Source organism: Pseudomonas putida (assembly GCF_028682395.1).
GTDB lineage: Bacteria > Pseudomonadota > Gammaproteobacteria > Pseudomonadales > Pseudomonadaceae > Aquipseudomonas > Aquipseudomonas putida_AB.
Window position 1 is genome coordinate 14,812 of sequence record NZ_JANHLC010000002.1, and the last position, 13,524, is coordinate 28,335.

13 protein-coding genes are annotated in these 13,524 nt (G+C 63.0%); 5 read left to right on the top strand and 8 right to left on the bottom strand.

Annotated elements, in window-relative coordinates:
- Positions 1-121: 121 nt before the first annotated feature.
- Positions 122-529: an ASCH domain-containing protein gene (locus NPS46_RS05430; protein WP_274105412.1), complete on the bottom strand. Its 408-nt coding sequence runs from the start codon at positions 527-529 to the stop codon at positions 122-124.
- Between the two features lie 45 nt (positions 530-574).
- Here NPS46_RS05430 and NPS46_RS05435 point away from each other — a divergent pair, with 45 nt between their 5' ends.
- Complete coding sequence (locus NPS46_RS05435; protein WP_274105413.1) at positions 575-1,630, top strand: NAD(P)-dependent alcohol dehydrogenase; 1,056 nt, start codon at positions 575-577, stop codon at positions 1,628-1,630.
- Between the two features lie 69 nt (positions 1,631-1,699).
- Here NPS46_RS05435 and NPS46_RS05440 read toward each other — a convergent pair whose 3' ends face one another.
- Positions 1,700-2,707 (bottom strand): AraC family transcriptional regulator, encoded by a 1,008-nt coding sequence (locus tag NPS46_RS05440; RefSeq protein ID WP_274105414.1) that lies wholly within the window; start codon positions 2,705-2,707, stop codon positions 1,700-1,702.
- A 140-nt stretch (positions 2,708-2,847) separates the two neighbouring features.
- Here NPS46_RS05440 and NPS46_RS05445 point away from each other — a divergent pair, with 140 nt between their 5' ends.
- From NPS46_RS05445 to NPS46_RS05455, 3 genes are read left to right on the top strand one after another with little or no spacing between them, the layout of a single operon-like run.
- The gene (locus NPS46_RS05445) at positions 2,848-4,029 is read left to right on the top strand and encodes an acetyl-CoA C-acyltransferase family protein (protein ID WP_274105415.1); all 1,182 of its coding nucleotides are present in this window, start codon (positions 2,848-2,850) and stop codon (positions 4,027-4,029) included.
- Positions 4,030-4,064: 35 nt separating this feature from the next.
- The gene (locus NPS46_RS05450) at positions 4,065-4,916 is read left to right on the top strand and encodes a 3-hydroxybutyryl-CoA dehydrogenase (protein ID WP_274105416.1); all 852 of its coding nucleotides are present in this window, start codon (positions 4,065-4,067) and stop codon (positions 4,914-4,916) included.
- A 6-nt stretch (positions 4,917-4,922) separates the two neighbouring features.
- Positions 4,923-5,576 (top strand): TetR/AcrR family transcriptional regulator, encoded by a 654-nt coding sequence (locus tag NPS46_RS05455; RefSeq protein WP_274105417.1) that lies wholly within the window; start codon positions 4,923-4,925, stop codon positions 5,574-5,576.
- Here the strand turns inward: NPS46_RS05455 and NPS46_RS05460 are convergent.
- From NPS46_RS05460 to pchA, 5 genes are all read right to left on the bottom strand, one after another.
- Entirely contained in the window at positions 5,560-5,931 is a 372-nt protein-coding gene (locus NPS46_RS05460) for a c-type cytochrome (RefSeq protein WP_274105418.1), read from the bottom strand. The two genes, NPS46_RS05455 and NPS46_RS05460, sit on opposite strands and share 17 nt — an antisense overlap.
- A gap of 117 nt (positions 5,932-6,048) precedes the next feature.
- Positions 6,049-7,614, bottom strand: a complete 1,566-nt coding sequence (locus NPS46_RS05465; protein WP_274105419.1) for an FAD-binding oxidoreductase — start codon at positions 7,612-7,614, stop codon at positions 6,049-6,051.
- Between the two features lie 14 nt (positions 7,615-7,628).
- Positions 7,629-8,315 carry a hypothetical protein gene (locus tag NPS46_RS05470; protein WP_274105420.1) on the bottom strand — a complete coding sequence of 229 codons (687 nt, stop codon included), beginning with the start codon at positions 8,313-8,315 and terminating at the stop codon, positions 7,629-7,631.
- Positions 8,316-8,326: 11 nt separating this feature from the next.
- Complete coding sequence (locus NPS46_RS05475; RefSeq protein WP_274105421.1) at positions 8,327-8,659, bottom strand: c-type cytochrome; 333 nt, start codon at positions 8,657-8,659, stop codon at positions 8,327-8,329.
- A gap of 36 nt (positions 8,660-8,695) precedes the next feature.
- On the bottom strand, positions 8,696-10,171 hold the full coding sequence (gene pchA / locus NPS46_RS05480; protein WP_274105422.1) for a 4-hydroxybenzaldehyde dehydrogenase: 1,476 nt from the start codon (positions 10,169-10,171) through the stop codon (positions 8,696-8,698).
- Between the two features lie 340 nt (positions 10,172-10,511).
- On the opposite strand from pchA, the gene NPS46_RS05485 reads away from it, so the two are divergent.
- A complete protein-coding gene (locus NPS46_RS05485; RefSeq protein WP_274105423.1) occupies positions 10,512-12,389 on the top strand; it encodes a sigma-54-dependent Fis family transcriptional regulator in 1,878 nt (625 codons plus the stop codon).
- 40 nt (positions 12,390-12,429) lie between these two features.
- Here the strand turns inward: NPS46_RS05485 and NPS46_RS05490 are convergent, their stop codons facing one another.
- Positions 12,430-13,344, bottom strand: a complete 915-nt coding sequence (locus NPS46_RS05490) for a SphA family protein (protein ID WP_274105424.1) — start codon at positions 13,342-13,344, stop codon at positions 12,430-12,432.
- Between the last annotated feature and the right edge of the window lie 180 nt (positions 13,345-13,524).

A 13,524-nucleotide genomic window follows, 5' to 3' on the forward strand; every position in this document is an offset into this window, starting at 1 on the left:
CCGCGCGCCGAATACGACGTTCGGCGCCTAGCGGAACGGCCAGCCTGGCGATCGTTTCGCCGCGATTGCGCTGCGCCCGTGACATACGGACCTTCTGCCGCTCACTGCTTGCTGCCCGGAGTCAGTCAACGGGCAGTTCAAGCTCTACCGTGTAAATGCCGCGCGCCGCGCGGACCCTCACCGGCGGCGTAATCGACCGGACATGACTCAACTCCCACGCCAGCCAGCCCTCGGCGAAGTAACTGGCGCAGGCCGCTTGCATATCCGCCGGCACGAAGGGGCGCACGGCCTTTACGCGCACGATGGCCACGCCAAGACCGTCAGCGTCCTCCTCGCCTTCGTTATGCAGAAACCGGCCGTTCTGGACAATCAGCAGATCCTCCCAGGGCTCCAGCTCCGGGTGCCAACGGCGCACTTCAAGGGTTTTCTCCCCGCTGGCAATTCGACTGCCGCTGGGTCTTACCAGGGATAAGGCTTTGATGGTGGAACTCCTAAAATAAGCGTCAATCTTGCGCTTGCCGCAGCCCATTCTAGTCTGTGAGAGGTACGCTTTTTCACCCTTGAGGGGCAACCGATGAAAACCCTGGGCTACGCCGCACAATCGTCCACTACACCGCTCGCGCCCTATGCCTTCGAGCGCCGCGCGCTGCGGGACAATGATGTTGCCATGGAGATTCTCTACTGCGGCGTCTGTCACTCCGACCTGCATACCGCCCGCAACGACTGGGGCTGGACCTCTTACCCCATCGTCCCGGGCCATGAAATCGTCGGTCGGGTGACCGCGGTCGGTACTGCCGTGACCCGCCACAAAGTCGGCGATACCGTCGCGGTGGGCTGCATGGTCGATAGCTGCCAGCAGTGCGATCAATGCCGCAAGGGCGAGGAACAGCTGTGCCGCGAAGGCAATACCGGCACCTATAGCGGCCGGGATCGCCTGACTCGCGAACCGACCCAGGGCGGTTACGCCAAGCATCTGGTGGTGCGCCAGGAGTTTGTCCTGCGGGTTCCCGCCACGCTGGACCTGGCCAAGGTCGCCCCGCTGCTGTGCGCCGGAATCACCACCTACTCGCCCCTGCGGACCTGGAATGTCGTGCCGGGTAGCCGGGTGGGGGTCATTGGTCTGGGCGGTCTGGGCCATATGGCGGTCAAGCTGGCAGCCGGCATGGGCGCCAAGGTCACGGTCATGAGCCGCTCCCCGGACAAGGCCGCCGATGCCCTGGCGCTCGGCGCCCATCAGTTGCTGGTGTCAGGTGACAAGTCGGCGATGGCCAAGGCTCGCTCGAGCTTCGACCTGATTATCGACACCGTCCCCGTCAAGCACGGCCTCGACCCTTATGTGCCGTTGTTGGATGTCGACGGGACCCTGGTCCTGGTCGGCCAGGTTGGACCGATGGCCGAACAGAGCACCGTCCCCATGATCCTTGGCCGCCGGCGAATCGCCGGTTCCCCGATTGGCGGCATTCGTGAGACCCAGGAGATGCTCGATTTTTGCGCAGAGAAAAACATCCTGCCCGAGTGCGAAATGATCCGTATGGAGCAGATCAATCACGCATTCGAGCGGATGGAACGGTCCGATGTGCGCTATCGGTTCGTTATCGACATGGCATCCCTGTCGGTTCAGCCGACTTAGTCGCGGGGGTAGCCATAGGTTGGGCGCGTCAGGGTAGTAACTGGCGAAAGGGCAGAATCGGATGGCGAACTAACGTTGCATGCGCAACCGAAAACTTCCCGGGCTCTCCCCGGTCCATTGCTTGAACGCCCGGTGAAAAGCACTGGGTTCGCGAAAACCGACTTCCAGGGCAATCTCGGTGATGCTGCGCGTGGAGCCCTGGAGCAACTCGAAGGCCACCGTGCGCCGCACTTCGTCCTTGATCTGCTGATAGGAAAACCCTTCGCGCTTTAGCCCTCGACGCAGGCTGGCAATATTGACCGCAAACTCGTCGGCAATCCGCTCCAGCGTCGGCCATTGGTCATAGCCACAATTGCGCAGGCGCTGCTGGACCCGGGCGCTGAAGCCTTCCCGGTTGCGAAAGCGGATAAACACCGACTGCGGTGCATCGCGTAGAAAGCCATAGAGCGACTTGCGATCCTGCACCACCGGCAACCGCAAGTACTCGCGCTCGAATTCGATTTCGGTCTGGGCGCAGTTGTACTCCACCTGCGCACCCCATAGCAGGTTCGCGTCGCCATGGTCCGGGCGGTCAAAGGCAAAGCGTGCATGACTGATGGGAATCCGCCGCCCCCCCAGCCAGCACAGCAAACCGACAATCAGCAGCAGAAAGGTTTCGCTGACCAGCGCCCGCAGGTATTCGTCCGCGCCGCGATAACGCAGCACCAGCACCGCCCGCTTACCGCGTACCTGGACCTCGCTGCGCAGATCGCGCAGGAACAGCTCGAAATATTCCACCCCCGATTGCAACGCCTTGCCGAGCGTGGGCGCCTGGATCAGCCCTCGGCAAATCAGGGCAAAACTGCCGATTGGCATGCCATGGGAGTCGAAGCCGAAAAATTCATCGTCCAGCTCGCGAATCACGGCCAGCCAGAGATTGGCCAGTAATCGGGGGGCAATCCGTTCGCCCAGGTGGGCCGGTGAGCGCTCTTCGAATCCGGCCGTTTGCAGCAACTGCGCCATACGTTCGGGCTGCTCGCGAAAACGCCAGAGCAAGGCATGGACGAAATAGGTGGAAATCGAGTGTTTTTCTTTCATGGAGCCTGCAAGACCAGTGGCAAAAAAGCGCAGTTTCAGTGAGCAGTTTCGGCATAGGCCCCCGGCCCGGCCCACCCGTAGACTGCGAGGCTGAACGTTACGCAGTCAACGCGCATTATTCCAGCCATCAGGAACCCAGCATGAGCACCCCGCCAGTCTATATCGTCAGCGCCGCCCGCACCGCCATCGGCACCTTTGGTGGCGCCTTGAAGGATGTCGCCTTGTGCGACCTGGCGACGACCGCCGTCCAGGCCACACTGCAACGCAGCGGCCTCGATCCGGCACTGGTCGGCCACGTGGTGATGGGCAATGTCATCCCCACCGACACCCGCGACGCCTACCTGGGTCGTGTGGCCGCCATGAACGCCGGCATCCCCAAGGAAACCCCGGCCTTCAACGTCAACCGCCTCTGCGGTTCGGGCTTGCAAGCCATTGTCTCGGCCGCCCAGAGCGTGATGCTCGGCGATGCCGAAGTGGCCATCGGCGCCGGCGCCGAGTCCATGAGCCGTGGCCCTTACCTGCTGCCTTCCGCCCGCTGGGGCGCCCGGATGGGCAATGTGCAGGCCATCGACTATATGCTCGGCATCCTGCATTGCCCTTTCCATGGCATTCATATGGGCATCACGGCCGAAAACATTGCCGAGCGCAATGGCATCACGCGTCAGATGCAGGACGCTTTCGCCCTGGAAGAGCAGTTGCGTGCCGCCCGTGCGATCGAGCAAGGCCGTTTTATCGAGCAGATCGTTCCCGTGGAAGTGCGCAGTCGCAAGGGCACCCAGTTGTTCGAGATCGATGAGCACCCACGCGCCACTTCCCTGGAACAGCTGGCGCAGATGAAAACCGCGTTCAAGAAAGACGGCAGCGTCACGGCCGGCAACGCCTCGGGCCTGAACGACGGCGCCGCGGCCCTGATGCTGGCGAGCGAAGCCGCCGTCAAGGCCCACGGCCTCAAGCCCATGGCACGGCTGGTGGCCTACGCCCATGCTGGTGTCGAACCCGAACTCATGGGCCTTGGCCCGGTACCGGCGAGCCGCCTGGCGCTCAAGCGCGCGGGCCTGACCATCGCCGACCTGGATGTGATCGAAGCCAACGTGGCCTTTGCCGCCCAGGCCTGCGCGGTCAGCCAGGAGCTGGAACTGGACCCGGCGCGCGTCAACCCCAACGGCTCGGGGATTGCCCTCGGCCACCCGGTCGGCGCCACCGGCGCAATCATCGCCACCAAGCTGATCCACGAGTTGCACCGCACGGGTGGGCGCTACGGCCTGGCAACCATGTGCATCGGCGGCGGCCAGGGTATCGCGGTTATTTTCGAGCGGGTTTGATCGCCTCTTCATTTCAGGATTCAAGGAATACAGCCATGAGCATTCAGAAAGTCGCCGTCATCGGCGCCGGCATCATGGGCAACGGCATTGCCCAGGTCTGCGCCCTCGCAGGTCTCGACGTCACATTGATCGACATCAGCCAGCAGGCCCTGGAAAAAGGCCTGGCAACCCTGACCGGCAACCTTGACCGGCAACTGCGCAAGGACGTGATCAGCGCCGCCGACAAGGCTGGCGCCCTGGCGCGCATTCAATTGAGCACCGACTACGCCGTACTGGCAGGGGTCGAACTGGTGATCGAAGCCGCCACGGAAAACCTCGAGCTGAAAAAACGCATTCTGCAGCAGGTCGATGGCGTTGCCGGGGCCGACTGCATCATCGCCACCAACACCTCGTCACTGTCGATCACCGAACTGGGCGCGGCACTGAGCCGCCCGGCGCACTTTATCGGCCTGCACTTCTTCAACCCGGTGCCCATGATGGCCCTGGTCGAAGTGATTCGTGGCCTGCAGACCAGCGATGCCACCCAGGCAGCGGCCGTGGCCGTGTCCGAGCGGATCGGCAAGAGCGCGGTCAGCGTGCGCAATCGTCCGGGCTTCGTGGTCAATCGCCTGCTGTGCCCGATGCTCAACGAAGCGATCTTCGTGCTCCAGGACGACCTGGCCAGCGCCGAGGATATCGACACCGCCATGCGCCTGGGCTGCAACCACCCGATCGGCCCGCTGGCCCTGGCCGACCTGATCGGCCTGGACACCCTCCTGGCGGCGATGCAAAGCCTGTATGTCGGCTTTGACGACCCCAAATACCGCCCCGCCCCGCTGCTCAAGGAGATGGTCCTGGCCGGTTACCTGGGCCGCAAGAGCGGCCGCGGCTTCTACACCTACGAGTGATCACCGATGCCCACGCCCATACACAGCCCCGGCGGCCCGTTGGAACGGGTTGCCTCGCGCCACCTGGAAACCCGCGAAAAAGCCGTCGAACTGTTTGCCCGGCGTGGCTTCGCCCAGGTCGGCCTGCGCGAGTTGGCCACCCACCTGGGGATCAAGGCCGGTTCGATCTATAACCATATCGAGAGCAAGGAAGCGCTGCTGTTCGAGCTGATGGAAACCTTCTACGGCGATTTGCTGGAGATTGTCGCCAAACGCTCGACGGCAGGGGCGCAGAAACGCCTGAACGAGCTGATCGATGCCCATTTGGACCTGCATGCGCGCAAGAGCGATTTCTTTGTGGTTGCGCAGCAGCAACTGCATTGCCTGGAACCGCAACACCAGGCGTCGATCCTGGCCTTGCGGCGCCGGTATGAAGAGCATTTGATCCAGTTGCTCACGCCTTTTGGCATTTCCTCCAGCCCGTCGCTGGCCACGGCCACCGTGCGGACCTTCAGCGGACTGCTCAGCCATCTGCCGGTCTGGTCGGCGAATGCCGCGCTGGACAGCGCGGCCCACCGGCGCTTCCTGCGCAATATCGCCTTGAGCGTGATTCGCGGCGCGCTGGAAAAACCGGCACCGGTCCTGGCACTGGTGCCCGGTCGAGCTAAAGCAGCGTCTTGAGGTAGCTGATCAGGTCGTCGCGGGCCGCCTGGTCCGCGACGCCGGGAAACATCATCCGATTACCCGGGATCATGCTGGCTGGGTGGCTGAGCCAGCGATCCAGGTTGCCGGCATCCCACTGCACGCCGGCACCTTTGAGGGCCGGTGAGTAGTCGAAGCCGACAGCCTGCCCGGCCGTTCTTGCGTAAATCCCCTGGAGACTGGGGCCCATGCCGTGCTTGCCAGGCTCGGTGCTGTGGCAAAAACCGCACTGGCCGAACAGCGCCTTGCCCCGCAAGGGGTCCCCGGCGGCCTGAGCCGCGCCGATATCCAGGCACAGCCAAGTGCCGATCAACAACCATCGCTTTATCTGCATCACGCAACATCCGAAAGAAACAACACCGTCTCCTGCTGGAGCGAACGGGCTCGCGCTTGGGCGTTAGCCAACGCGCTCGCCAGTTCGCTCCCACAGAGAGACACAGAGCTGAGGTATTTAGAGGTTATTGGCCAGGTCGATGCCAGACTTGCCCGGCGCCAGGATATTGTTCGGGTCCAAGGCACGCTTGATCGCATGCTCGACCCGGCGCTTGACCGGCCCGTAGCTCTGGGCCACCCGATCCATAAACTCGGTATTGACCCGATACACCGCATAACCCTCGCGCTCGAAACTGTCGAGCAGGTCGTTGAAGCATGCCCGGGCGCGCTGGGTTTCCTCAGGGTCGGTACGGTCGTACAGCACGTCGATCACGTGGTGCATATCGCGCCAGCCGACAATGAACTCGCCAACATAATCCAGGCCATGCTTATTCAGGATGGTCTTGGCCAGGCGCCGCTGCTTGTCGCACTCGCTGCCACGGGCCTGGCTGACCGGCGCAAACCACATCGAACCGCCACCGCCACGCCAGTTGTACAGGCCAAATTCCTGCAGGTTCGGCACCCCGGACATCAATTGCGCACGGTACTTGAACGGTTGGGTTTGACCGGCCTCCTCCTCGGTGATCAAGCGGCCCTTGCCGGACTTTTTGATCACATCCGTGACAATCTTCCAGTTCACCGCCACCTGTTCCGGCGTACCGTACAGCCCGGCATACACGTTCCAGTGGCCCAGGCCCTTGTCCTTCATGATCTGGTCGATCACCGCGTCCGGCGTCGCGCCTTTCTCGGTGTAATAGTCGGCGCGGCGCACATTGGCGCTGCCCGCTTCCCATAGGGAGTTGGCGATCACCACGGAGTTGGGAATGATCTGGGCGATACGCAGCGGGCGTAGCAGCTCGACGATCTCGGCAATATCGTCCTGGGAATCGTAGGCAATGGAAAACGGCTTGAACACTGGCGGCTTGGGCATCAGCCAGAAGCCCATCTTGGTGCAGATACCGTAGTTGGCCTGGGTAAACATGCCGTCCAGGGTCGGCCCGTAGCCCCACTTGAAGACCTGCCAGGCATTGTCGCCCTTGACCCCACCCATGCCCGTGCGCAGCACCTCGCCATTGGCCAGCACCAGTTCCATGCCGCACTGCATCAGGAAGTGTTCGCCGTAAGGGGTGTAACCAACGCCACGGTCCATGGTGTTGCCCACGGGCCCGGCAATCGCCGACGGCGCAGAGAACGACAGCATCAGGGGCAGGTTATGCTCCTGGATATAGTCGTAGAGCTGCTGGTAGGTCACGCCCGGCTCGACCAGCGCGGTACACAGTTCGGCATCAACGTGGAGGATCTTGTTCATTTTCTTCAGGTCCAGCACCACCTGGCCGCGCTGGCCAGGTGCCGCGGTGCCGTAGCCGAAGTTGCGGCCGGTGGAGATGGTCCAGATCGGGATCTTGTATTCATTGCAGATCTTCACGATGCCCTGGACCTGCTCCACGGTGGTCGCGGTGACGGCGGCGGACGGCGCATGGGCGGCGTCCTCCACCGGCATCATGATTTTCATGTAGGGCACCAGTTGCTCGTCCTTGAGCAGCACGTTTTCGTCGCCCAGCAAGGCGCGAAACTTGGCCACGGCTTTCTTGAACTGGGCTTGGACAACACCCCGGGGCAGTACGGCGTAATCTTGTTCACTCATTGAATTCAACTCCTTCACGTCTCGATAGAGAACGAAACGAAATGCCCGCGCAGGGGGGCCGAGGTGGCAACCAGCGGGGCCGTGGCGGTATGTGGGGTGCCCAGTGCAGCCAGGGCGAAGCCCAGGGTCGTGGCCCATTGCGACGACACACCGGCCTGACGCTGGCGCGCAGCCAGGGCCAGGGGCTCACGCCCGCCGAGGGGCCGTTGCTCGTGCAGGACGAAGCCGCTGCCGCACGCATTCAGTTGCTGCCCCAGTTGTGCCGCACAGCCATGGGCCGCTTCGGCGCTCAGCACACGGTGCTGGGAGGCATCGGCGCTGGCACTGTGCTGCCCGAGCCATTGCACCCGGGCCCCGGCACTGCGGGCCAGTTCGACCAGCAACTCGGCACTGGCGTCATCCACCAGACCGATCAGGCGCAGCGGCTTGCCACTGCGCAACCGCTGCTCGATCGAGCGCAGATAGGCCAGATCGGCCGTGCAGCGTTCCACCGCCAGCCGCTGGCCACCGGCTGCGGCCTGGGCCCCCTGGACAAACGCCGACTCGGCCCCTGCCGCGACCAGCAGCAGGTCCGGCCGCCGGATGGGCGGCTGGCCACCCAGGGCACCGTTGGCCAGGGATAGCCCGGACACACTCAGGCCCACGCCGGCCAGGCCACCCAGCGCCGCGCCCTTGAGCACGGTACGACGATCAAGATTCATGGGCGTCTCCTTCATGGCTTGGCCGGTGCGGCAGTAGCCGTCGAGATGTACTCGGCAACTTGCTGTAGGGCGTTTTCATCGATAAAACTCGCCGGGAACGCCGGCATGGCACGAAAACCATGGCGCACCACTGCCGTAATGTATTGCGCCGGCAATTGGCGGCCCTTGATCTGCGGGCCGACACCGGCTTCATGGCAATGGCCACAGAGCTTCTCGTAGACATTCGCGCCGCCGTGCCATTGGCCGTCGCCGTCGGCAACGGCAGGCAGGGACAGGCAGGCCAGCGGCACGGCAAGACAGATAGCCGCACGCACCGCCGCCCGAGGAAAGGCAGGTAAGGACATGGTGTTCTCCTGTTTTTGTTGTTGGTTTTGTTAGCGTCAGAACGGATAGGCGCGCGGCGCGTGCTGCAGCGTGATCCAGTGGTCGGTGGTGAACTCGTCAATGGCCCAGTCGCCATTGAAACGGCCGATGCCCGAGTTCTTTTCGCCACCGAACGGCGCGTTGGGCGCGTCATTGACCGGAATATCATTGATATGGGTCATGCCGGCCTGAATCCGCTGGGCGAACTGCACGCCGCGCTCCAGGCTGGCCGTGAAGACCGCGCTGGAGAGCCCGTATTCACTGGCATTGGCCAGTTCCAGGGCGTGCGCTTCGTCGCGTGCGCACTGGATGCCGACCAGGGGGCCGAAGATCTCTTCGCGAGCGATTTCCATGTCATTGCTGACATCGCCAAACACATGAGGGGGCAGCACATTGCCCTGGGCTACGCCCTCGACCAGCACCGTCGCCCCTTCGGCCTTGGCCGTGGCGATTTTCGCCAGCAGCCCGGCCAATTGGCGGGCATTGATCACCGGCCCCACCACCGTTTCAGCCAGGTTCGGATCGCCAACCGGCAGAGCCTTGACCCGGGCCACGAAGCGTTCAGTGAACGCCTGGTACAGCGGCTGTTCGACGATGATCCGGTTGATCGCCATGCAGATTTGCCCCTGGTGGAGAAACTTGCCCACCACGGCGGCATTCACGGCTTGCTCGATATCGGCATCGGCCAGCACCACAAAGGGGCTATTGCCGCCCAGTTCCAGCGCCAGGTGCTTGAGGTGCTCGCCACCACTGGCAATCCGCCCGATATTGCGGCCCACCGGCGTCGAACCGGTAAAGGAGATAAAGCCCGGTACCGGGTGCTCGACAAAGGCATCGCCAATCTCGGCCCCGGCGCCGACCAGCACACTCAGTACCCCAGGCGGCAACCCGGCCTCCTCGAAAATCCGCGCCAGCAACAGGCCACCCGTGACCGGCGTATCGCTGGCCGGCTTGACCACCACGGCATTGCCCAGGGCCAGGGCGGGCGCCAGGGAGCGCTGGGTCAGGTGCAACGGGAAGTTCCAGGGGCTGATCACCCCGACCACGCCCAGGGGCTTGCGATAGACCCGGCTTTCCTTGCCGGGGATATCCGACGCGAGGATCCGCCCGTGAACCCGGCTGGGCAGGCTGGCCGCCTCCTGGGTAATGGCGCGGGCAGCGCCCCATTCGATCTGCGCCTTGATGCGGGTACTGCCGGACTCACGAATGATCCAGTCGATGATCTCTTCGCGCCGCTGATCGAAGATCGCCACGGCACGCAGCATCACGTCGGCCCGCGTCGACGGCCCGCTGGCCGCCCAGGCCACCTGGCATTCGCGGGCCGTGCGAAAAGCCTCGTCCAGATCTTCGCGGTTGGCCAGGGGCAGGTTCAGCAGTGTCTTACCGGTAAAGGGATCGCTGACAGCCAGCTGGCGGTCGCCCCGGCCGACGCGCCAGGTGCCCGCGATGGGTTGCTGTTCAAGGTGCTCATAAGCAAGGCATGGAGTTTTCATAAGCAAATGACCCTGTTGTTATAAAAGTGGGTCACTGGCTTTATCAAGGACTGTGCCAGATGAGATTAAATTTGTTTTTATCGTTATTTATCATGAGGTTATTAAATTAATGGAGGTTTTACATGAACTATTGTGCCGCCGTGGGCCTTCAGTGCCTGAGAAATTTATGCAGAAAAATCAGCAGCGTGCGCAAGGCTCGCCACCCTCTTCTGCTGACCAGATTCCCGTTCGATTATCGAACAGCAAAGCCCTGGGATCAGGAGCATCGACCATCGTTACGATTGACCCTTCGACCGTCCGGGGCATACTGAACGCCCCTTGCCTGGTGTTGTAACTGCCTATGTCACGCCCTACCCAGATCCCGCCCGTTCGAGGCCCCGAAGAGGATTTCATCGAGCAATTGCTGCGCCAGAAAAAACCATTGCTCGTGGACCGCACCATCCAGTTCGACCTCAGCGGCTACCCCTCGGCCGACCATCTGGCCGAAACGGTGACCTTTGCCCCCGACGACGGCAATATTTGGCTGTGCGGCCAGCGCATGATGCTGCTGCAGGCGTCGTCATTCGGCGCCATCCGCAGTGAGCTGGCCCATGCGCTCGGTGCAGAACGCGCCCGCGGGCTGCTGACGCGGATCGGCTGGCAGGCCGGTGCCCGGGATGCGGCCAAGGTCAACGAGCAGTGGCCGGCCGGCGACCATGCCAGTCTGTTTTCCGCCGGGCCGCGCCTGCATATGCTCAAGGGCATGCTGCGGGCCGAGGTGATCCGCTTTGAAATCGACAGTGGCATCGGCCATTTCTATGCCGAGTTTCTCTGGCACAACAGCATCGAGGACGATGTCCATATCGCCGCCAACGGCATTGGCAGCGAGGCCGCCTGCTGGATGCAGATCGGCTATGCCAGCGGTTATGCGTCATCGCTGCTGGGCCGCTTGATCGTGTTTCGCGAGGTCGAGTGCCGTGCCACCGGCCAGCAAGCCTGCCGGATCATCGGCAAGCCGGCGCAGCTCTGGGAGGATGTCGAGGCCGATCTGGCTCATTTCGATGCCAGTGAGTTCCTTAGCCGTAGCAGCCATGTGGCGCCGGCCAGCCCGGCCCCCGACGCACTGGCCGAGCCCGGTGCGGACGACAAACAGATGGTCGGTATCTGCGCGAGCTTTATCGCGGCCACCCATTTGCTGCAACGTGTCGCCCCGACCCAGGCCACGGTCCTGCTGACCGGTGAGTCGGGCGTGGGCAAGGAACTGTTCGCCCGGACCCTGCATCAGTCCAGTAGCCGGCGCCACCTACCGATGATTGCCCTGAACTGCGCGACACTGCCGGAAAACCTGGTGGAAGCCGAGTTGTTCGGGGTGGAGCGCGGGGCCTTTACCGGTGCCGATCGCTCCCGTCCCGGGCGTTTTGAGCGGGCCGACGGTGCGACCCTGTTTCTCGATGAGATCGCCACCCTGAGCCTGAGCGCCCAGAGCAAGATCCTGCGCGCCCTGCAGGAAGGCGAGATCGAACGGGTCGGCGGCAGCACGGTCATTCGGGTGGATGTGCGGGTCATCGCCGCCACCAACCTGAACCTGCTCGATGAAGTGGCAGCCGGGCGCTTTCGCGAGGACCTGTTCTACCGCCTCAATGTCTTTCCGATCCACCTGCCGCCACTGCGCGAGCGACGCGAAGATATCCCGTTGCTGATCAACCATTTCCTGCGCACCTTCAGCGCCCGCCACGGCCGTACGCTGGGTGGGTTGAGTACGCGCCTGGTCAATGCGCTGCTGACCCACCGTTTTCCCGGCAATATTCGCGAACTGCAAAACCTGATCGAGCGAGGCGTGATCGCCGCCGCCGATGGTGAAGTGATGGATGTGATCCATTTGTCCCAGGGCGGCACGCAGAATATGGCCACGCCGGTCGGGCTGACCACCGAGGGCAAGCTGTCCTCATTGGCCGCCACCCGCGAGCAGCGGGACAAGGCCGAGGCCGACGCACAATTGCTGCAGCGGGCCTATGAGACTCAGCAGCCCGGTGCCGGGCCCTCGCCGGCCCAAGCCACGCTCGACAAGCTCCAGGCCTTTGTCCAGGGCCGCGAGCGCGAGCTGGGGGCGTCACTCAAGGAGATCGAAGGGCTGCTGGTCGACCTGGCCCTGGAAAAGTCCGCGGGCAATATCACCGCTGCGGCGCAGATGCTGGGCATGAGCCGTGCCCAGATAAGCTATCGCCTCAAGGACAAGTAACCCGTGCCCTGCCACCTCACAGTGGCAGGGCTGCAGCGCGCTACAGGGGAACAGTCAGTTTGAGCCAATAGGCCTGGCCTTCGGCCCGGTTGCGCACCCCGCTCTCTCCCTGCCATTTGGCGCTTAACGACCAGCCAGCCGCATTGCGGTATTGCACCGACGGCCCGATGGCGAAGGAGCGCCCGCGATTGTCGGCCAGCCGCCGGCCATCGACCCGATCATCGCTGATCTGCCGATAGGCATAGCCGCCCACCCCCAGCACCCAGTTGCCCACGCCCCAGCCCAGGGCATAGTCGGCGTGCAGTTCGCGACCGGACTGATAGTCGGTGGCCGGGTTCTCGAAGTTGTATTCGTGCATCAGGCGGATATCGGCGTTCAGGCCCTGGGGGTCGATATAACTCACGGCGTATACCGCTTGCACGGTGCTGTAGTGGTTGCCCAGGTTGATGGCATCGTCCTTGTCGTATTCGGCGCCTGTGGGCAGCACAAAGTCGACCCCCAGGGCCGTGTGCAACTTATCGCTGTGGTGGAAACCGAGAAACGGTCCCAAGTGTGCATCGCCGATCCCGCGTTTGTGATCATGGGCACCATTGACGTTGATGCGCATATCGTTGAGCGGTAGCAAGGCATGGAAACCCGGGCTACCGCCCAGCCACTGCTGTTCGCTGACCCAGATAAAGCGCGGCACGACAGTGGTGACCCGCAGATCGAGGTCGACCGCCAACTTGCGCCCGTCGTTACCGCGCAGGGTGTCGGCCAGGTAGTTGCCGACAAACACTTGGCTATAGAAGCCCGGCGCGGGGATTGCGCCCATCAGGTAGTTTTCGATCCCCATCGGCCAGGACGATCCGCCCCCTTCGGTGGCCTGGGTTGGGGCGGCACCACTGAGCAGCAGCGCGGCCCAGAGGTATTTGCAACGGTAGGGGGTCGCGGATAAGCGAGCACGGAAGTTCATGGCTGAGCACCTTGTTATTGTTGAATGCCAAGGGCCCTTCTCAACTATCGTGCCAACCCTATATCGGATTTTATATCTTGTATATTCAATGACTTAAGTAATATTCTTAAAGTCAACTAAACGATGTATACGCAAGCGCTGAAGAGTTTTGTTAAGAGAAATCCACACCCGCCGGATTTT